The sequence below is a fragment of the Rhizobium sp. S152 genome (assembly GCF_030380735.1).
Taxonomy (GTDB): domain Bacteria; phylum Pseudomonadota; class Alphaproteobacteria; order Rhizobiales; family Rhizobiaceae; genus Rhizobium.
In genome coordinates, this window is sequence record NZ_JAUDRZ010000030.1 from 501,116 (window position 1) to 519,782 (window position 18,667).

An 18,667-nucleotide genomic window follows, 5' to 3' on the forward strand; every position below is an offset into this window, starting at 1 on the left:
GAACAGACCTCTAGACCAGACTGACATCGACCCGGAAGCAGGAGACGAAGATGATCTTCCGTCAGCTTTTCGATCCAGTGTCCAGTACCTACTCTTACCTGCTGGCAAGCCGGCGGGGCGGGGAGGCGTTGATCATCGATCCCGTGCTCGACAAGGTCGATCGCTATCTCCAGCTTGTTCAAGAGCTTGACCTCAAGCTAGTGAAGGCTGTTGATACCCACATGCACGCGGATCACATAACGGGTCTTGGAGCGCTGCGCGACAAGACCCATTGCATCACTGTGATGGGCGAGCAGACCAAGGCCGATGTCGTCTCGATGCGGCTCGCCGACAATGACCGGCTCACGATCGAGGGCTTGTCGCTCGACGTCATCTACACTCCGGGCCATACCGACGATTCGTATAGCTTCGTCTTGCCCGACAGGGTTTTTACCGGCGACACACTGCTCATTCGCGGCACCGGCCGCACGGATTTCCAGAACGGCGATCCCAGAGCCCAGTTCGAATCCATCTTCGGCCGCCTGCTGAAGTTACCGGAGACGACGCTGGTCTATCCGGCCCACGACTACAAGGGCGACACGGTCTCGACCATCGGCGAGGAGAAAGCCTTCAATCCCCGTTTGCAGGTGCGTTCAGCCGATGAATATGCCGATCTGATGAACAATCTGAAGCTTGCCAACCCGAAGATGATGGATGTGGCCGTGCCGGCCAACATGAGGATCGGCATGGACCATCATGACGTCGATGCCCACGGCTGGTCGCTGAGCGTTCGCCAGGTCTTCGACCTCCTCGGCCGGCCTGATGTCGCGCTGATCGACCTGCGCGAAAACAGCGAGCGGCAGAAGCACGGCGCGATCCCCGGCTCGCTGCATGTGCCTTATCCGACGCTGGAGGAAAGCATCAGCGCCGGCGGCGTGCTGCACGAGCTTGCCACGTCGACCACCAAGCGGATCGTATTCTACTGCGCCTTCGGCGAGCGGTCCGCCATGGCGGTGCAGGCCTCCCATGACGCTGGCATGGCATCCGCCTGCCACATCGAGGGCGGCATCGATGCCTGGAAGAAGGCGAACGGACCGGTGACGCACTAGCGGCGCCTGCACGGCGCCGCCCTGCTGTTGAAGCGAGGCGTCAGGCCTCCGGCGTCGTTCCGCCCAGCCACGTCGCGCAATCGGCGAGCGCCCGCTTGGCGATCAGCTGCCGCTTCATGATCGTCTTGTCCTTGCCGCGAAAGCGCTTCACGCCTTCGGGCTTGACGATGGAACCCGGTTCCAGTTCCGGAAACAGCCCGAAATTGATGTTCATCGGCTGGAACGACCGCTTGCCCGGCTCCTCGTCGTTGGAAAGATGTCCGCCGGTGATGTGGCCGAGCAGCGAGCCGAGCGCGGTTGTTGCCGGCGGCAGCGAAACGGTTCCGCCCTTGCATTCGGCAGCGGCGAAGCGTCCGGCCAGCAGGCCGACACTGGCGCTTTCCACATACCCCTCGCAGCCGGTGATCTGCCCTGCAAAGCGCAGGCCCGGACGCGATTTCAGCGTCAGTGAACCGTCGAGCAGTGTCGGCGAATTGATGTAGGTGTTGCGATGCAGGCCGCCGAGACGTGCGAACTCGGCATTCTGCAATCCCGGGATCATCCTGAGGATTTCCGTCTGCGCGCCGTATTTCAGCTTCGTCTGGAAACCGACCATGTTGTAGAGCGTTCCCAGCGCGTTGTCCTGGCGCAGCTGCACGACGGCATAGGCTTTCACCGTGGGGTTATGCGCGTTGGTGAGCCCCATCGGCTTCATCGGGCCGTGGCGCAGCGTCTCGCGGCCGCGTTCCGCCATGATCTCGATGGGCAGGCAGCCGTCGAAATACGGCGTTCCTTCCCATTCCTTGAAACCGACGGTGTCTCCCGCGATCAGCGCATCGACGAAGGCGTTGTACTGCGCCTCGTCCATCGGGCAGTTGATGTAGTCCTTGCCGGTGCCGCCGGGCCCGACCTTGTCGTAGCGCGACTGATACCAGCAGATATCCATGTCGATGCTCTCGCGGTAGACGATCGGCGCGATGGCGTCGAAAAAGGCGAGCGCATCGGCGCCGGTCTCGGCCTGAATGGCGCTGGCAAGCGACGGCGCGGTCAAGGGACCGGTGGCGACGATCGCGAGATCCCAATCCTTGGGCGGCAGGCCGGTCACTTCCTCGCGCACGACGGATATCAGCGGATGATTATGGACCGCCTGCGTCACCGCCGCCGAAAAGCCGTCGCGATCGACCGCCAGCGCGCCGCCGGCAGGCACCTGGTGTTTGTCGGCGCAAGCCATGATCAGCGATCCGGCCATCCGCATTTCCGCATGGATCACGCCGACCGCGTTGGCTGTCGCATCGTCGGAGCGGAACGAGTTGGAACAGACGAGCTCGGCGAGGTCGTCGGTCTTGTGCGCATCGGTGCCGCGCACGCCGCGCATTTCGTGCAGGATAACGGGAACGCCGGCGCTGGCGATCTGCCACGCGGCTTCCGAACCGGCAAGGCCGCCGCCGACGACGTGAATGGGGGAATGGGAAGAGGTGTTGTTCATGCGCGGCTGATTATCACGCCGTGCGAATGCAGGAAACAGAAAGAATGAGATGCCGCCGTGCGGGGGCGCTATTGTTACGGCCCAACGGAGCGCAACTGAACCTATCCGCTCAGGCGGTCTTCCGCGCCGACGTCTCGTAGCGTTTTGCGATGAAACTCAGTCGGTCGAGATTGTTGAGTATGTCGACCATGTCGCACGCTTCCCGCCACGTCATGCGTGACATCTGCACGTCATCGAGTTCCGCAGGCTGCTGCGTGGTCGAGTCGATCACGGTCCAAAGCCCGTCTTCCATGCGAAGATTGTATCGGCACATCATGCGCGTCTCCGGTGGATCATGTCGCCATATGTTCACAATGGCTAATATGTGTCTACCTTAAAGACGAATCACGACGATGCTGTCAACAGCTCATCATGCGAATGCTTATCGCCGCAGAAAATGGAATGACGGTCGCGTCACGCTCACCGCAACGGAAAACTGCCCCAGTTTTGCATGGCAGCGCGCGCCCGGATGATCTTGTACTCGCGTCCGGCAATCAGTGCCGTGATAACAAGCGCGATAGTCAAAACATCCCAAAACACCGGGCAAACTCCTTCATGGGTTCCTGTTGCGGCTGGCCATACATTGGATCGGCCGCTTTTTTTCGAATCTCCTTATACACGTCTTTGGTAACGGAATATGGACGTCACCGATTTCCACACGATATCGTCAGCAAGTGTGATGACATCAGCGATCGGGAAAGCCACTATAGAGGCTTGCATGCAGGAGAATTCGCCATGAGCTATGATTTTCACGTCGGCCAGAAAGTCGTCTGCATCGATGACACGTTCAAGCACGTGAGCATCGACCAGGGTATTCGCAAGGGCGAGATCTACACGATCCGGTGGGTTGGCGAGTACACCCACTACATCGACGGGACGTTCTTCGGCATCAAACTACAGGAGATCGATCGCGGCAACGACGATGGTCCGGAGGGCTACGGCGCGGCCGACATGCCGTTTCGCGCCACCCGCTTCAGGCCACTCGTCGAAGACAAGCTGAAATCGCTGCGCGGCCTGCTGACGCCGACGCCGACGAAAAAGGTCAAGGAAAAAGAGAAGGTGTAAGCGGCTTGCGCCCGCCCACACCGACGAGATCAGGCATGCAGGGACGTTTGTGAAGTCTGCCCTGCGACGAACTCCTCGAGAATGGTTGCCGGCCTGACCCTCAGCACCCGGCAAAGCGTAAGGAAGGTCGGAACCGAAATCGTGTTCAGTCCGCTTTCGTATTTGCCGATCTGCTGAAAGCTCACCCCGAGCGCATCGCCCAGCTGCGTCTGGCTCATGCCGCGCGTCTTGCGGGCCGTCCTTATGCGCTTGCCTATGCGGGTATTGATCTGCGCCGGTGTATCGCTTCTCGTCTCGCTCATCATGACAAACCTCCTGTAGCCCCGAATCTGCCTTTAGTTGAAGAGAGCTTGCTTCATTCAACCCTTGTGAGGCGAATTTGTTCCCGCCAGAGGCGAGGCGGAGATCTGAAAAACGGTGGTTGCGGTAAATGGATTGTGACAATCTGAAGGTGGCGCCTTATGCTGGTACTGCAACTCGGTGTGATATGCAGCACTTGTCCGCAAATAAGGTAGCGGTAGTGTCGATTGGGAGGATGGGTTTTGAGATTTGAAGAACTGATTGCAGGCGCCGAGGCTGCGATACAGGGGCTTATTGGTAAACAGGAAACGCTTCAGCTTGAGTTCAAAGCGAATGATCACCGCGATCCAATATTTCACGATGGAATACTGACCAAATCGGGTCGCAGAATGCTTGCGAAGGAAGCTTCGGCTTTTGCTAATTCCGCTGGTGGCGTGATAGTCTTTGGCGTGGATTGTCGTACAGCGAACGGTGTAGATCAGGCTGAACGCCTGACGCCGATCTCCAGTATAATGCGTGCCGAGACCAGCGTTCGCGATGCTGCGGCTGAACTGTTGCAGCCGCGACATGATGGCATAAGGGTTGCCACAATCTCAACTACCGAGGATCAAACATCAGGTTTTGTCATAGTTGACGTGCCCCGCTCAGATCGACGGCCGCATAGAGCCGAAGCCGTAGATCAGAAGCAATACTTCAAGCGGGCGGGAAGCCGATCTTATCCGATGGAGCATTTTGATATTGAGGACGCCTTCAGGCGTTCAGCGTCTCCGTCGCTTTCCTTGAAAATTGCAATAAAGCGATACATGACAATGCACCCCCAAGCCGATTATCACCTACAGTTGGCCTTGGCAAATGATGGTGAGGTCTCCGCTAAATCGGTCACTATGCAACTGTGGGATAGAAGAGGTGGCGTGTTTGGACACGATAGCTATGCGCCTGTTCGAAATCATGTGACTGAGTTTGAGGCGCGACAATACATTGCGGCGCCATCAGATTTCGTCGTGCATCCGGGAGAGACAAGGCGATTTCATCATTTTGTTTTTCGCATGTCGAATGGCGCTGACGGCGTCAGGCTTGGCAATGTGCCATTGAGCGATGCTGTGGCGGGCTTCAAGTACGCAATCGGTGCAGAAAACATGCGCATCGAGGACCGGGAGATTGATCTGCTGGGCGCTATTAGCGTGGAAGCCGAAGACTTCTTCGGCGTTGGCGGGGAATAGTTTGCCAAACGCAAAAACGGCGCCGTCATGGCGCCGTTTTTGAAACGTCCTGCAGGTTTTCGCTATTAGCGGAACGAGCGGGAAGCGATATTGCGGATTTCGTAGCGGTTTACGCCGATGTCGGCGAGCGTCTGGGCAGACAGGCTGCCGAGTTCGCTGAGGGTACGGCGGTAGCTGAGCCAGCTTCTTGCAATGCGGATCGGGTTCATGGTCGTGGTCCTTGGAACAAAGTCGCGAGCGGCACGATCGCCGCTTCAGCGTTGATGCTGATATAAGCGCTTCCTCTTCCTTTGTGCAGTGCAAAGAAAAGGCATCTGCCATGCATTTGTGCATGTGATGCACAGTTTTGCTGCAGGATCCATTTTTTGAGCTGCCGGTTATCGGCCGGATCTGCGCCTCGGATACATTTCCTGCATTAGTCGGGACAAAAGAAAACGCCCGTTGTCAGAGACAGCGGGCGTCTTGGTAGGTGATCGGCCTGGGAGGAGGGCGGACCGCCTGGAATTAGCGGGCAACCGCCTCGCGAGCAACGCGATGGATGTCCGAACGGTCGATGCCGAGGTCATGCAATTCGCGGTTCGTCATACGGCCGAGTTCGGTAACCGTCTGACGGTACTTGCGCCAGTTGTTGAAAGAGCGTGCTACGTTCATGGTGATCCCCTTTCCTAGGGCTCGCGTCTGCCAGCTGCCGCCTATCGGCGCTGACCTGTATTTGATGGGTTCAATATATGCTGCGGTGCGAAGAGCGAACAGAGACAAGATTTCAAGCCACCCATGCGCAAGGCGCATCTCTGAAGCCCTGAATGACAGGATTTTGCGGCTTTGTGTTCAATGATTAGGCAGAATTGCCGATTTTGCCGGCAGTCTGCCGTGGCTTTATGCTACGCGACGTTTGGGTGCTGCAACTGACGTTTCGGAGAGAAAACGAAAACGCCCGTCGGGGGAGGATCCGACGGGCGTCATTTGGGTGACTGACAACTGGGAGGAGGAGTGTTGCCAGTCTATCGGACTGCGCTGGGAGGAGGAGTGCGCAGGCCCGAATCTCGTTTTGCGAAACCATCTTCGCAGGCTTTCCGGTAAACCGGCGCGGCTGCCAACCCGCGTTTCTTGAGTTGGTATGTAGTCCGCCGCGTTGCGATTGTGCAGTGCAATATTCTCATGGTCGACATGCGTTATGTGCATGGCTCTAGTCTGAGCGGCGCGCTCATGGCATCGCAGCACGGTCATGCGGAAATCGGGCGATTTTGAATCCGGCGATTTTCCCGCTATCAATTCAATATTGTATGATGACGATAAGGCGCGGCGAGCTGCGTCAGATGGTGGGGGATTATGTACCGAGGTCGGCTGCAGCGAGATCTATCGCTCTGGGTGGAGAAGGGATTGCTGCCCGGCGCCACGGCGGATTCGCTCCTGAAGGAATATGACAGCCGTCCGGCGAGCTTCAGCCTCGGCAACGTTCTGATGATTCTGGCCGGCATCCTGCTTGCCGCCGCGATCCTGCTCGTGGTCGCCTCCAACTGGGAAGCGATCCCGCGTCTGGTCCGTGTCGGCGCGATCCTCGTGGTGATCTGGGCCGTGCATCTCGGCGCCGCCGCTCTGCTGTCGCGTGGTGCCGCGGCTGCGGCCAGTGGGCTGCTGGTGATCGGCACGCTGAGCTTCGGCGGCGCAATCTCGCTCGTCGGGCAGATGTACCACCTCTCCGGCGATGAGCAGACAGTCATGTATGTCTGGTTCGCCATGGCGGTGGTATCGGCCATTCTCTTCCGTTCGGGCGTCGTCGCGGCCGTGGCCGGTTTTCTCGCCTGGGGCAGCTTCGGTGTCTATCTCAGCGACTTCGACACGCGCTGGATCGGCTTTGATCCTTGGATGCCGCCTATCATGGCGGCGATCGTCATTGGGCTCGTTCGCTACACCGGCGCCGCGCGCACCCGGCATCTCGCCTATCTGCTTCTGGTCGGCTGGCTTGCCTGGCTCTATGCCCTGCACGAGAACCTGTGGCTGGCAACCGTCTATGTGGTTTGCGGCATGGCGGCGCTGGTGCTGGCGAGCGTTCCGGTGACGCCGCTGGCGCGCCTCGCCAAGGAGGCCGGCGCGGCTCCGGCCTTCTATGCCTTCCTCATGGCGATCATCGGCCTCTTCCTCCTGCATTTCGATCTCGATAAGGGCGGGTGGATGGTGCTGATCGGCATCGTGACGCTCGCCGCCTGCGTACTTGCCATCGCGCTGCAGGGTCGCGACAACGGTGGTGTGCGCTATCTCGCCTACACTGCCTTTGCGCTCGAAATGCTCTATCTCGCCTCCGTCACCGTCGGCTCCATCCTCGGGACGTCGAGCTTGTTCCTGTTCTCCGGTCTGTTCGTGGCCGCCGTCGCCTGGGTCGTCATCCGACTTGAACGCCGTTTTGCTGCCGCACATCGGGAGGCCGAGGTATGAGCCTGTTTTCCAACGCCGTCCCCTCCGCCCGCCGCTATCTCGTCGCCGCCGTTCTCGTCGCGGCACTGCAGACGATCGTGCTTGGCTATGTCATCGAGAGCCGGGCCGCGATCCTGCGCAACGGCAGCGATGTCGTCCTGAAGACCGCGCCGGTCGATCCGCGCGATTTCCTGCGCGGCGATTATGTCGTGCTGAACTATGACATCTCCTCCGTGCCGGTCAGTTCGATCGTCGGCGGTATCCCCAAGGGTGCCGGCCTGCGCACGCTATGGGTCCGGCTGAAGCCGGGCGAGGGCACATTCTGGACGATCGCGGAATCATCCTTCGAACCGCTGCCGAAACAGGAAGGCTCGGTCGTCATCCGCAGCAGCCCGTTCTACAGCTACGACACCATCGAGAGCGAAGCGATCACCGTCCAGTACGGCATCGAGCGCTATTATGTTCCCGAGGGTGAGGGCAAGCCGCTGGAGCAGGCGCGGCAGAATGGCGATGTCTCCGTTGCCGTCCGCGTCGCCGCCGACGGCATGCCGCAGATTCGCAGTCTGCTGGTCGACGGCAAGCCCGCCTATGACGAGCCTCTCTATTGAGTTGAGGGTTATTCGTGTGGAAGGCCGCCGATAGGGGCGAAATCCCTGTCATTTGGCCTTCATTTTTCCTTTGCCTCTCCCAAATCGGGTGTTATAGAGACGCCGCGCTCCGGAAGGCCTCATGTGCAGGCATATGCATGCGGTTTTTGAGAACGCGGGTATGGTGAAATTGGTAGACACGCCAGATTTAGGTTCTGGTGCCGCAAGGCGTGGGAGTTCAAGTCTCTCTACCCGCACCAAAAGTTTGCAGGCGGGGGGACCTCTAGAAGTGTTCCTCATTACCCGGCAGCAAGCGCCGTTCCGCCCTGGGCTGGACGAACAAGAATTGACAACAAGCCACGCCCGTGCGGCGTCGTGCTCATCGAAACGAACGGCGTCTGGGCACGGCCGCCACGAAATGAAGGTAGGAAGACATGCAGGTTATCGAAACGCTCGCTGAAGGGCTGAAGCGCGAAATCAAGGTCGTGATCCCGGCCAAGGACATGGAAACCAAGATGAACGAGCGTCTGGCCGACGTGAAGGACAAGGTCCGCATCAACGGCTTCCGTCCGGGCAAGGTTCCGGCCGCTCACCTCAAGAAGGTTTACGGCAAGTCCATCATGGCCGACCTCGTCAACGAGATCGTCCGCGAACAGCCGACCTCCATCCTGGCCGAGCGCGGCGAAAAGTCCGCGACGCAGCCTGAAATCGCGATGACTGAGGACAAGGACGAAGCCGAACTGATCCTGTCGGCTCAGAAGGATTTCGAGTTCACGCTCTCCTACGAAGTTCTGCCCCCGATCGAGCTGAAGTCCGTCAAGGGCGTCAAGATCACCCGCGAAGTCGTTGATATCTCGGACGAGGAAGTCAACGAGCAGGTTCTCAAGGTCGCCGAAAGCGCGCGTTCCTACGAGACCAAGAAGGGCAAGGCCGCCAACGGCGACCGCATCACCATGGACTACGTCGGCAAGGTCGACGGCGTTGCCTTCGAAGGCGGCACCGACCAGGGCGCCGAACTGGTTCTCGGCTCGGGTCGTTTCATCCCCGGCTTCGAAGAACAGCTCGTCGGCACCAAGGCCGGCGACGAGAAGACCATCAACGTCACGTTCCCGGCTGACTACCCGGCCAAGAACCTCGCCGGCGCTGAAGCCACCTTCGACGTTACCGTCAAGGACGTTGCTGCTCCTGCCGACGTTGAAATCAACGACGAACTGGCCAAGAAGCTCGGCCTCGAATCGGCTGACCGCCTGAAGGAAATCGTTCGCGGCCAGATCGAATCGCAGTACGGCTCGATGACCCGTCAGAAGGTCAAGCGCCAGATCCTCGACCAGCTCGACGAAATGTACAAGTTCGAGACCCCGGCCTCGCTCGTCGAAGCCGAGTACAACGGCATCTGGAACCAGGTCGCCAACGATCTCGCACAGTCCGGCAAGACCTTCGAAGACGAAGACACGACGGAAGAGCAGGCTCGCGAAGAATACAAGAAGCTCGCTGAGCGCCGCGTCCGCCTTGGCCTCGTTCTCTCCGAAATCGGCGAAAAGGCCGGCGTCGAAGTGAGCGAAGACGAAATGCAGCGCGCGATTTACGAGCAGCTGCGTCAGTATCCGGGCCAGGAAAAGCAGATCCTCGAATTCTTCCGCAGCCAGCCGGGTGCGGCCGCTTCGATCCGCGCGCCGATCTTCGAAGAGAAGGTCATCGACCATCTGCTGACCGAACTCGACGTCACCGACAAGAAGGTCACCAAGGAAGAGCTGCTCGCCGACGAAGAAGGCGAAGGCTCCGAGAAGGAAGCCAAGAAGGCCGCTCCGAAGAAGAAGGCTGCTGCGAAGGCTGAAGCCGCCGAAGGCGAGGAAGCTGCTGCTCCGAAGAAGAAGGCCGCTCCGAAGAAGAAGGCTTCCGAGGAAGGCGCCGAGTAATCTCCGGCATATCGATCTGACGAAGAACCCCGCCTCGAGCGGGGTTTTTTGTGTCCTGCATTCGGCCAAAGACCGGGCCTACTGTGCGACCCGATGCGCATGCGTGAGTTCGTTGACCTTCTTGATATGCGAGACCGCCGCCTGCCCGCCCGCCGTCTTGGTGAAGAGCTCCAGCGTCTCGTCCTCGTGGTCACCGACCGGTGTCAAGGCTTGGTCGGTGTAGCTCTTGGCATTCTTGTCGCGCGAGATGACGTAGGCGCTGGCCGCCAGCCGCGCGATCGTGCCGCCGAGCTTCAGATGCTTGGCGATCGTCTCGCCGACGAAGCGCGGCCAGAAAACCAAGGCGCTCTCGCGTGGCATGTCGGGCCGGCGCTCGGAAGGATGCTTTAACCGCAACAGCCCGCTTTGCAGCGGATGTACGTTTTCGAGCGGCACGGTGGTCGCAAACGACACCAGAACCTTCACGAGGCTCGCCAGCGGAACGCCCGTCGCCACCGCCCGGCGCAGCAGCGTCTTCAGATGCTCCGGCGAGTAATAGAGCGACCATGCCTCCTGATAGATGCTCTCCCACTCCTTCTTGCTCATCTTCGGATGCTCGGTGCAGACATGCTCGACATCGTAGATGTTGAGATCCGGGTCCATCGCCACGCCTTTGCGGAACAGCGTCTGGTGATCTTCCGAGCCCGGGAGAGGGGTGAGCACGAAGAACTCGATGACGTCGAGGGGCAGTTCGTGCTGGATGATCGCGATATCGCGGCGGATCGATTCCGGCGTATCGGCCGGAAAGCCGAGGATGTAACCCGCCAGCGTCATGATACCCTGTGCCTTCCAGGCGAGCAGCATCTTGCGGTATTCGGTGATCTTGTTCTGGTTCTTCTTTGCCGCCGTCAGGTTGTCGGGATTGACGTTCTCCAGCCCGATGAACACGCGGGTGACGCCGGCGCGCTTCGATTTCTCGATGAAGTTCGGGATCTTGTGGCACAGCGTGTCGACCTGGATCATCAGGCCGAGCGGAATGCCGTCCCTCTCACGCAACTGGATCAACCGGTCGAAGATCGCTTCCCAGTCCCTGTTGCGGGCGAAGTTGTCGTCGGTGATGAAGAACTTGTGGATGCCCTGCGCCCAGTTCATCCGCACCAGTTTCTCGACGTCATCGGCGGTGCGGAAGCGCGACTTGCGGCCCTGCACGTTGATGATGGTGCAGAAGGAACATTGGTAGGGACAGCCGCGGCCGGCGTCGAAGCTGGTGCTCAACCCCAGCGTCTGCGCGACGTTGGCCTTCGGGAGAAACGGAACCGCTGCACCCTCGATGCTCGGCAGATCGTTCATGAAATTGTAGAGCGGCGCCAGCGTCCCCGAAGCTGCGTCCTGCAGCACCGTGTCCAGCCGCCCCTCGACCTCGCCGGCAAACATCGAAATGCCCATCTCGCGGCATTCGTCGAGCCCCACGGCATGGCCGTCGAGCATCGACAGGCAACCCGAGACATGAAAGCCGCCCATCGCCACCGGAATGCCGGCATCGCGGAACGGCTTGGCGATATCGAGCGCGCGTGGATACTGGTTCGACTGCACGCCGACCAGCGCCACCATGCCGAAATTGTTGTTGGCCTTCAGCTGCCGCAGCAGCGCCACGACGTTGACGCGGGTGTTGGTCTCGTCGATGACGGTGATGTCGATGCCGACATCAGGGCCAAGCACCCGGCGCTCGGCGCAATCGGCGGCGATGCCGTAGAGTGCGGCGAGCGAGTTGGAAGGTATCATCGCCCGCCACCAGCGGATCACATAGCCGTCATCGTCATAGTGAGACGGCTTGATGAGGATGAGCTGGAAATTCCGGTCAGTCTTCTCGGATAAATCTCGCACGGTCACTCGCTGTTCAACAGAGTCCCCCAGTGACGGGAACGCTATCAGACACAGCCGATTATACAAGCAGAGCTTTATATGGGGATTTCGTGCATCGAAGATTCGCCGTCGCGCTGGTAACGGACAGCGAATACCTCTCTGATTTTACTCGGTTATCGGTCGGACGACATCGGGATGTCGCCCGCCGGTGACATGCTCAGAGTTCAGACTTGATGTCGCCCATGCGGTTCCAGGCGTCGAGACCGGCGATCTTGTAGGCCTCGGCGAGAGTCGGGTAGTTGAAGGTATTCTCGACGAAATATTCGACCGTGCCCTTCAGGTTGAGCACCGCCTGGCCGATGTGAACCAGCTCGGTCGCGCCTTCGCCGACGATGTGGACGCCGAGGAGGCGGCGCGTCTTCAGCGAGAAGATCAGCTTCAGCAGGCCGGTGTCGAGACCCATGATGTGGCCGCGTGACGTCTCACGGAAGCGGGCGATGCCGCATTCGTAGGGAATGCCGCGCTCCTTCATTTCCTCTTCGGTCAGGCCGCAGGTGGAAATTTCAGGCACGGCGTAGATGCCGTAGGGGAAGTATTTCGGCGGTTCCTTGGCGACCGCGCCGACGGCGACGCGTGCCGCGATGCGGCCCTGTTCCATCGAGGTGGAGGCTAGACTCGGGAAGCCGACGACGTCGCCGGCGGCATAGATGCCGGGCACGGAGGTCTCGAAGGTTTCCGGATTGACCTTCAGGCGGCCGCGGCTGTCGGCCTCAAGGCCTGCGGCGGCAAGGTTCAGCGTATCGGTGGCGCCCATGCGGCCGGCGGCGAAGAGAACCATCTCGGTCACCAGTCGGCGACCGTTGTCGAGAATAAGCTCCACCTTGCCGTCGTCGAGCTTCGTCACCTTGTCGGCCTTGGTGCCCAGCATGATCTTCATGTTGCGGTCGCGCAGCTGGTAGGTGAAGTCCTCGACGATCTCCTTGTCGATGAAGTCGAGCATGGTGGACTTCGGGTCGATCAGCGTGACGGCGGTATCGAGCGCGCTGAAGATCGTCGCATACTCGATGCCGATGACGCCGGCGCCGATGACGACCATCGAGCGCGGCAGTTCCTCGATCTCCAGCAGTTCGTCGCTGTCGAGCACCGATTTGTTGTCGAAGGGAATGTAGTTAGGGCGGAACGGCTTGGTGCCGACGGCCAGAAGAATGCTGGAGGCGCTGACACGCATGACCTCGCCGTCGTCCTTGACGACCTCGAGCGTAGAGGCGTCGACGAAGCTTGCCTTGCCGCGCATGTGCTGAACGCGGTTGCGGGCGAACTGGTGTTCGAGGACCTCGACTTCATGGTCGAGCGTGATCAGCAGGCGGCGGCGAAGATCCTCGGCGCTGATCTCTTCCTTGACGCGGTAGGCCTTGCCGTAGAAGCCGCGCTCGCGCCAGCCGGAGAGGTTGAGCGCGGTCTCGCGCAACGTCTTGGACGGAATGGTGCCGGTGTGGACGGAAACGCCGCCGACCCGTTTGCCCTGTTCAATGACGAGCACCTTCTTGCCGAGCTTGGCGGCCTGGATGGCACCGCGGCGGCCCGCCGGGCCGCTACCGACTACAACGAGATCGTACTGAAACATTAGGCTGGCCCCGATTGGAAAGCTGGAATCATTTTGCAATGCAAAATGCGATCCGTCCACGGTTACCGGGTCAATGTTACAGAATGTTTTACAAGCAGATCTCAGGATTCGTTGAGGCCAAGTAGGGGTTCCATCTTCTCGAAGCTCTTGTCCATGGCGAATGCCTTGGTGATCGGCAACGAGATGTGGCCGTATAGGATGGACATCTGTCCCTCCGCCTTGCGCTCGCCGGCACCGGAGATGGCGGCGAGGTAGAGCGCCGAGGCAAGCCCCGTCCGGTCCGCGCCGGAGAGGCAATGGATGAGGAGCGGCTTCGGTGCGTCGCGCATGATGGCGATCAGCGCCTCGGCGCGCGCTGGCGTCAGCTCCTTGTGGGCGGACATGCCGAAATCGACGTGCTGGATGCCCAATGCCCTGGCTTGCTCCACTTCCTCCCGGTACCACTTCGAATTATCGCCTTCTCCGCGCAGGTTGATGATCGTCTTGATGCCGTAGGCCTTCTCGAAACCGGCAATAGCCTGCGCCGAAGGCTGCGACGAGCGGTAGACCTCGCCGGCGACAACAGTATGGAAGTTGTTGGTCGCCTGCAGATGCAGTCCGTAGCCGCCAATGAGCAGCGCGGGCATTCCGAGCAAGTATAGCGCCATCTTCCTGATGCGGGGAAAATGCCGGGAGGCGTTCTTGGTTGTCATGGCGTGCCCTGAGGGGATGGTTGCAAGCATCCCTGCTTTGCCAGCCAAAGCTGACGGGCACCTGAAAGGGTCTCAGATCAGCCTCAGTCCCCTGAGGCTCGCATGGCCGTCCTTGCCGACGATGATGTGGTCGTGCACCGTAATGCCGAGCGGCTTGGCGGTGTCGATGATCATCTTCGTCATGTCGATATCGGCGCGGGATGGGGTAGGGTCGCCGGACGGGTGATTGTGGACGAGGATCAGCGCCGTGGCCGAAAGCTCCAGCGCCCGCTTGACCACCTCGCGGGTATAGACCGGCGTGTGATCGACGGTGCCGAGCCCCTGCACCTCGTCGGCGATCAGCGCGTTGCGCTTGTCGAGGAACAGGATGCGGAACTGCTCGCGCGTCTCGTGCGCCATCGCCGCGTGGCAATATTCGATTACCGAGGACCAGGAGGAGAGCACCTGCTTGCCGCGCAACTCGCTCTTCAGCGTGCGGTGGGCGATCGTCGAGATCAGCTTGAGGTCGAGCGCCACGGCCTCGCCGACGCCCTTGACCTCCTGCAGCAGCGCCACCGGAGCGCCGAAGACGGCGCCAAGCGAGCCGAACCGGTCGAGCAGAGCCTTGGCGATCGGCTTGGTGTCGCGCCGGGGAATGAGGCGAAACAGCATCAACTCCAGCAGTTCGTAATCCGCCAGCGCCGTGTCGCCATGGTCGCGGAAGCGGCTGCGCAACCGCTCGCGGTGACCATGATAGTGTTCTTCCTTGCCGGCGGCGCCTGAAAGCGCCGTCGGCTTGGTGAGCGTATTCGCCTTGGCGGGCTGCTCGGCGAAAAACGAGCGCTCGTCCATGGTATCGCCCGTTGGGAAGGGCAGTTCGGCCTCATCATCGGATTGCGGAACAGGGCCCTTCGTCATCAGGTGCTCACGGGGTTAGCGGTGGAAGGCCGGGACGGTCGAGGCCGCCGGGGGATAGGGTGAAGATCTCGCAGCCGTTGGCGGTGACGCCGACCGTGTGCTCGTACTGCGCCGAGAGCGACCGGTCCCGGGTAACGGCAGTCCAGCCGTCGGCCAGAACCTTCACATGCGGACGCCCGAGATTGATCATCGGCTCGATCGTGAAGATCATGCCCTCGCGCAGCTCCGGCCCCTCGTTGGCGCGGCCGTAATGCAGGATGTTGGGCGAATCGTGGAACAGCGCGCCGACGCCATGGCCGCAGAAATCGCGAACGACCGAGCACCGCTCGGCTTCCGCATAGGTCTGGATCGCCTCGCCGATGGCACCTGTCTTCGCACCCGGACGAACCGCCTTGATGCCGCGCAGCAGGGATTCGTAGGTCACCTCCAGCAACCGCTCGGCGGCGCGCTTGATCGTGCCCACGGGATACATGCGGCTGGAATCGCCGTGCCATCCGTCGACGAAATAGGTGACGTCGATATTGACGATATCGCCCTCGCGCAGCGGCTTGGCGTCAGGGATGCCATGGCAGACGACATGGTTGATCGAGGTGCAGGTCGACTTGGTATAGCCGCGATAGTTCAGCGTCGCGGGCACCGCGCCGTGATCCATGCCGAATTCGAAGACGAAGCGGTCGATCGCATCCGTGGCGATGCCCGGCTTGACGACGTCACTGAGCGCATCGAGGCAACGCGCCGTCAGCTGGCACGCCTTGCGCATCCCCTCGAACGCCTCGGGGCCGTAGAGCCTGATTGCGCCCGTATTCTTGGACGGCGCGGAGGAGGCTTCGATATAGTTCACCATTGCAGTGCCTTAGCAGAAATTGTCGTTCTGGTACATAATGCAGCTATGGCGGGTTCGTCCATCGCGATCAATGGGGTGGTTCGTTTTTGTGAAGGTGGTGGCACCGGGCGATCGCTCGCGTTGAGGTTTTTGCAAACGTTCGATGTGAGCGCCTAGGATAAAGACCCCTCCCAACGCACCTGGGGCGAGCCGCGTGTCTCGCCCCGTCCTCGCGGACCCCCACAAGGGGGAGGGCTCAACCTGTGGCGCTACCGAGCCAGGACTGGGAGGGCGCCACAAGTCCTCTCCCCCACCTGTGGGGGGCGCGAAGCGCGGGCAGAGACCCGTGGCTCTGCCCCGGTAGCCCGGCAGGGCAGAGGGGGGTATTCCACGGCAAAACCTCGCGATCATCACACCGCATCCCCACAAACACACCAAAACTCCACGCCGCCCAAGGACCCGTGGTTCCACCATGCACTGCGCTTCACTCGGACGGGGTGCAGGAAACCACCGCGATAGAGTAAGTAGATTATGGTGCCTTCCAGCACCCCGTTCGGCGGTTTATGCCCGAATTCCGGTCCCTCTGCAGCCGCCTTCCAAGCCTTCGCGACGACGTTGTGTGCCTCACAGGCACGTCCAGGGCACTCCAACGGATGACACGTTCGACAAACGTGACCAACCGCCAGCCCCGGAGGGAGACCATTTTCTCGGACCCGGTGCATGAGGTTTCGCGTCCTACCCCCGCACACCGCGCCGGTCCCGCCTCGCCGGCACGCCTGCCGGTGCATCCGATGACGGGACGCCGCCAGTCTAAGGCTGCGAAGGAGCGCGGGGACAATCGGGCGGGATATTTCGGCTAAGGAATTGATTGTATTCAATGACCGTTGACATCGCGTCCTCGCGTCCTCGCGTCCGCCGTGCGGAGCGGGCTCAGGTGACCGAAAACCTCGCCTCGGCCAGATCGGTCTCGCGCACCAGCTTCTTCATCAGGTCCTCGGAGAGCTTGCGCCCCTTGGCGAGGCGGAAGAATTCGGCGCGCTCGGCCTGGACGCCGGCGAGGCGGAGCCTGCGCTCGATCTCGTCGATGCGGCGGGCGAGCTCGGCGTCGTCGCCGGTCTTCGAGCGGCCGTCGATACGCTGGCGGTAGAAGTCCATCAGGCGGGCGCCGGCGTCGGCATAGATGTCTGCGTCGGCGCGGCCTTCGCCCATGTCGTGCTGCATGGCCTCTATGGCGCGGATCGCGGCCTCGGCGCCCCTGATGCGGGCCTCGTCCTCCTCGCGCTGCGAGGAGGGTTCGGGCGGGATTTCCAGGTTCTTCAGCAGGAAGGGAAGGCCGATGCTGGCGGCCACCAGCGAGACGATGATGACGCCGGCGGCGAGGAAGATGGCGAGGTCGCGGCCCGGGAAGGGCGAGCCGTCGCCCATGGTGAGCGGGAGCGTCAGCACACCGGCAAGGGTGATGGCGCCGCGCGCGCCGGCAAGCGAGGTGGCCGCCACCAGCCGCCAGCTCGGCCGCTTGAATTCGATGCCGCTGCGGGCGGCGCGGTAGAGCGTGAAGCGCAGCGAGATCCACACCCAGACGAAGCGGAGCACGGCGAGCGCCAGGTTGATGGCGACGACATAGACGATCAGCCAGAGGGGATCGTAATGACCGGTCTCGCGGACGATGTGGATGGCGCTGGCGGCGATCTGCGGCAGTTGTTCTCCGAGCAGCACGAAGATGATGCCGTTCATGGAAAACTGCACCGTGTCCCACACCGCGGTGCGGCGCACGCGGGTGGTGGCCGAGGCGCGGCCGCTGCGCTCGCCGAAGCTCATGGTGACGCCCGCGGCAACCGCGGCGAGGATGCCGGAACAATGCAGGTGCTCTGCGACGAGGTAGGCGGCGAAGGGGATGAGCAGGCTGATCAGGATCTGCGAGCCGGTTTCCTCGCCGAGCCGGCGTGTCAGGAAGCGCTGCGCCTGCATGACCAGCCAGGTCAGCGCCACGCCGATGGCGATGCCGCCGATCGCCACCCAGAAGAAGGTGCCGACGGCATCGACGAGCGAGAAGGTGCCGGTCAGCGCCGCGGCGACGGCGAAGCGCATGCAGACGAGGCCGGAGGCGTCGTTGAGCAGCGATTCCCCTTCGAGAATGTGCATCAGCCGGTGCGGGATCGGCACGCGGGCGGCGATCGCCGAGACGGCGATCGGATCGGTCGGCGAGACGACGGCGGCGAGCGCGAAGGCGACGGCGAGCGGCATGGAGGGGATGAGCAGATGTACGAGCAGGCCGACGCCGAGCACGGTGAAGACGACGAGGCCGAGCGCCAGTTCAAGGATGACGCCCTTGTCGCGCAGCAGGCCTTCCTTGGGAATGCGCCAGCCATCGAGGAACAGGAGCGGCGGCAGGAAGAGCAGGAAGAAGAGATCCGGATCGAGGGTGACGCCGAGATCGGCCACCGAGGCAATCGCGGCGCCGAGCGCGATCTGCACGATCGGTTGCGGGACGGGGATGGGAGACAGCCGCGTGAGGGTTCCGCTGACGACCACGGCGCTGAGCAGGAGCAACGAAACGCTGATGCTTTCCATGGTGCGGCCGATCCCTTCGTCTTTATCGCGGATGGATTCGGTTTTGCGGTGTTTTGCGCCGCGAGGCAACCTTGGCGGACGATCTTTCGCCGCTCCGCGACGATTTGGAACCTACGCGTAGCGAGC

General features: G+C 61.4%; 17 protein-coding genes and 1 tRNA gene. 7 read left to right on the forward strand and 11 right to left on the reverse strand.

The window, feature by feature from the left end:
- Nucleotides 1-50 precede the first annotated feature (50 nt).
- Complete coding sequence (locus tag QTL95_RS27265; RefSeq protein ID WP_289722956.1) at nt 51-1,088, forward strand: MBL fold metallo-hydrolase; 1,038 nt, start codon at nt 51-53, stop codon at nt 1,086-1,088.
- 40 nt (nt 1,089-1,128) lie between these two features.
- Here the strand turns inward: QTL95_RS27265 and trmFO are convergent, their stop codons facing one another.
- Together trmFO and QTL95_RS27275 are read right to left on the reverse strand one after the other, a co-directional pair.
- Nucleotides 1,129-2,553 (reverse strand): methylenetetrahydrofolate--tRNA-(uracil(54)-C(5))-methyltransferase (FADH(2)-oxidizing) TrmFO, encoded by a 1,425-nt coding sequence (gene trmFO, locus QTL95_RS27270; RefSeq protein WP_289722957.1) that lies wholly within the window; start codon nt 2,551-2,553, stop codon nt 1,129-1,131.
- A gap of 109 nt (nt 2,554-2,662) precedes the next feature.
- On the reverse strand, nt 2,663-2,869 hold the full coding sequence (locus QTL95_RS27275; protein ID WP_289722958.1) for a hypothetical protein: 207 nt from the start codon (nt 2,867-2,869) through the stop codon (nt 2,663-2,665).
- Nucleotides 2,870-3,327: 458 nt separating this feature from the next.
- On the opposite strand from QTL95_RS27275, the gene QTL95_RS27280 reads away from it, so the two are divergent.
- Nucleotides 3,328-3,657 (forward strand): CAP-Gly domain protein, encoded by a 330-nt coding sequence (locus tag QTL95_RS27280; RefSeq protein ID WP_289722959.1) that lies wholly within the window; start codon nt 3,328-3,330, stop codon nt 3,655-3,657.
- A gap of 29 nt (nt 3,658-3,686) precedes the next feature.
- On the opposite strand, the gene QTL95_RS27285 is transcribed toward QTL95_RS27280, so the two are convergent.
- Entirely contained in the window at nt 3,687-3,959 is a 273-nt protein-coding gene (locus tag QTL95_RS27285; protein WP_289722960.1) for a helix-turn-helix domain-containing protein, read from the reverse strand.
- A gap of 240 nt (nt 3,960-4,199) precedes the next feature.
- Here QTL95_RS27285 and QTL95_RS27290 point away from each other — a divergent pair, with 240 nt between their 5' ends.
- Nucleotides 4,200-5,177 (forward strand): AlbA family DNA-binding domain-containing protein, encoded by a 978-nt coding sequence (locus QTL95_RS27290; protein ID WP_289722961.1) that lies wholly within the window; start codon nt 4,200-4,202, stop codon nt 5,175-5,177.
- Nucleotides 5,178-5,242: 65 nt separating this feature from the next.
- On the opposite strand, the gene QTL95_RS27295 is transcribed toward QTL95_RS27290, so the two are convergent.
- Nucleotides 5,243-5,386: a DUF1127 domain-containing protein gene (locus QTL95_RS27295; RefSeq protein WP_081931528.1), complete on the reverse strand. Its 144-nt coding sequence runs from the start codon at nt 5,384-5,386 to the stop codon at nt 5,243-5,245.
- A gap of 295 nt (nt 5,387-5,681) precedes the next feature.
- Nucleotides 5,682-5,828: a DUF1127 domain-containing protein gene (locus tag QTL95_RS27300; RefSeq protein WP_289722962.1), complete on the reverse strand. Its 147-nt coding sequence runs from the start codon at nt 5,826-5,828 to the stop codon at nt 5,682-5,684.
- Between the two features lie 678 nt (nt 5,829-6,506).
- Here QTL95_RS27300 and QTL95_RS27305 point away from each other — a divergent pair.
- The 4 genes from QTL95_RS27305 (at nt 6,507) to tig (ending at nt 10,092) form a co-directional block, all read left to right on the forward strand.
- Nucleotides 6,507-7,610: a DUF2157 domain-containing protein gene (locus tag QTL95_RS27305; RefSeq protein WP_289722963.1), complete on the forward strand. Its 1,104-nt coding sequence runs from the start codon at nt 6,507-6,509 to the stop codon at nt 7,608-7,610.
- Complete coding sequence (locus QTL95_RS27310) at nt 7,607-8,197, forward strand: GDYXXLXY domain-containing protein (protein WP_289722964.1); 591 nt, start codon at nt 7,607-7,609, stop codon at nt 8,195-8,197. Before QTL95_RS27305 ends, QTL95_RS27310 begins: the two co-directional genes overlap by 4 nt.
- A gap of 154 nt (nt 8,198-8,351) precedes the next feature.
- A tRNA-Leu gene (locus QTL95_RS27315) sits at nt 8,352-8,436 on the forward strand.
- 174 nt (nt 8,437-8,610) lie between these two features.
- Nucleotides 8,611-10,092, forward strand: coding sequence for a trigger factor (tig, locus tag QTL95_RS27320; protein ID WP_289722965.1), 1,482 nt, complete (start codon nt 8,611-8,613; stop codon nt 10,090-10,092).
- A gap of 78 nt (nt 10,093-10,170) precedes the next feature.
- Here tig and QTL95_RS27325 read toward each other — a convergent pair whose 3' ends face one another.
- The 6 genes from QTL95_RS27325 to QTL95_RS27350 form a co-directional block, all read right to left on the reverse strand.
- The gene (locus QTL95_RS27325; protein WP_289722966.1) at nt 10,171-11,955 is read right to left on the reverse strand and encodes a B12-binding domain-containing radical SAM protein; all 1,785 of its coding nucleotides are present in this window, start codon (nt 11,953-11,955) and stop codon (nt 10,171-10,173) included.
- A 196-nt stretch (nt 11,956-12,151) separates the two neighbouring features.
- Complete coding sequence (gene sthA / locus QTL95_RS27330; protein WP_289722967.1) at nt 12,152-13,558, reverse strand: Si-specific NAD(P)(+) transhydrogenase; 1,407 nt, start codon at nt 13,556-13,558, stop codon at nt 12,152-12,154.
- 101 nt (nt 13,559-13,659) lie between these two features.
- Complete coding sequence (locus QTL95_RS27335; protein ID WP_289722968.1) at nt 13,660-14,250, reverse strand: dual specificity protein phosphatase family protein; 591 nt, start codon at nt 14,248-14,250, stop codon at nt 13,660-13,662.
- A gap of 72 nt (nt 14,251-14,322) precedes the next feature.
- A complete protein-coding gene (gene radC / locus QTL95_RS27340; protein ID WP_289722969.1) occupies nt 14,323-15,147 on the reverse strand; it encodes a RadC family protein in 825 nt (274 codons plus the stop codon).
- Nucleotides 15,148-15,154: 7 nt separating this feature from the next.
- Nucleotides 15,155-15,991 (reverse strand): type I methionyl aminopeptidase, encoded by an 837-nt coding sequence (gene map / locus QTL95_RS27345; protein ID WP_289722970.1) that lies wholly within the window; start codon nt 15,989-15,991, stop codon nt 15,155-15,157.
- A 909-nt stretch (nt 15,992-16,900) separates the two neighbouring features.
- A complete protein-coding gene (locus tag QTL95_RS27350; RefSeq protein WP_289722971.1) occupies nt 16,901-18,541 on the reverse strand; it encodes a Na+/H+ antiporter in 1,641 nt (546 codons plus the stop codon).
- Nucleotides 18,542-18,667: the final 126 nt, after the last annotated feature.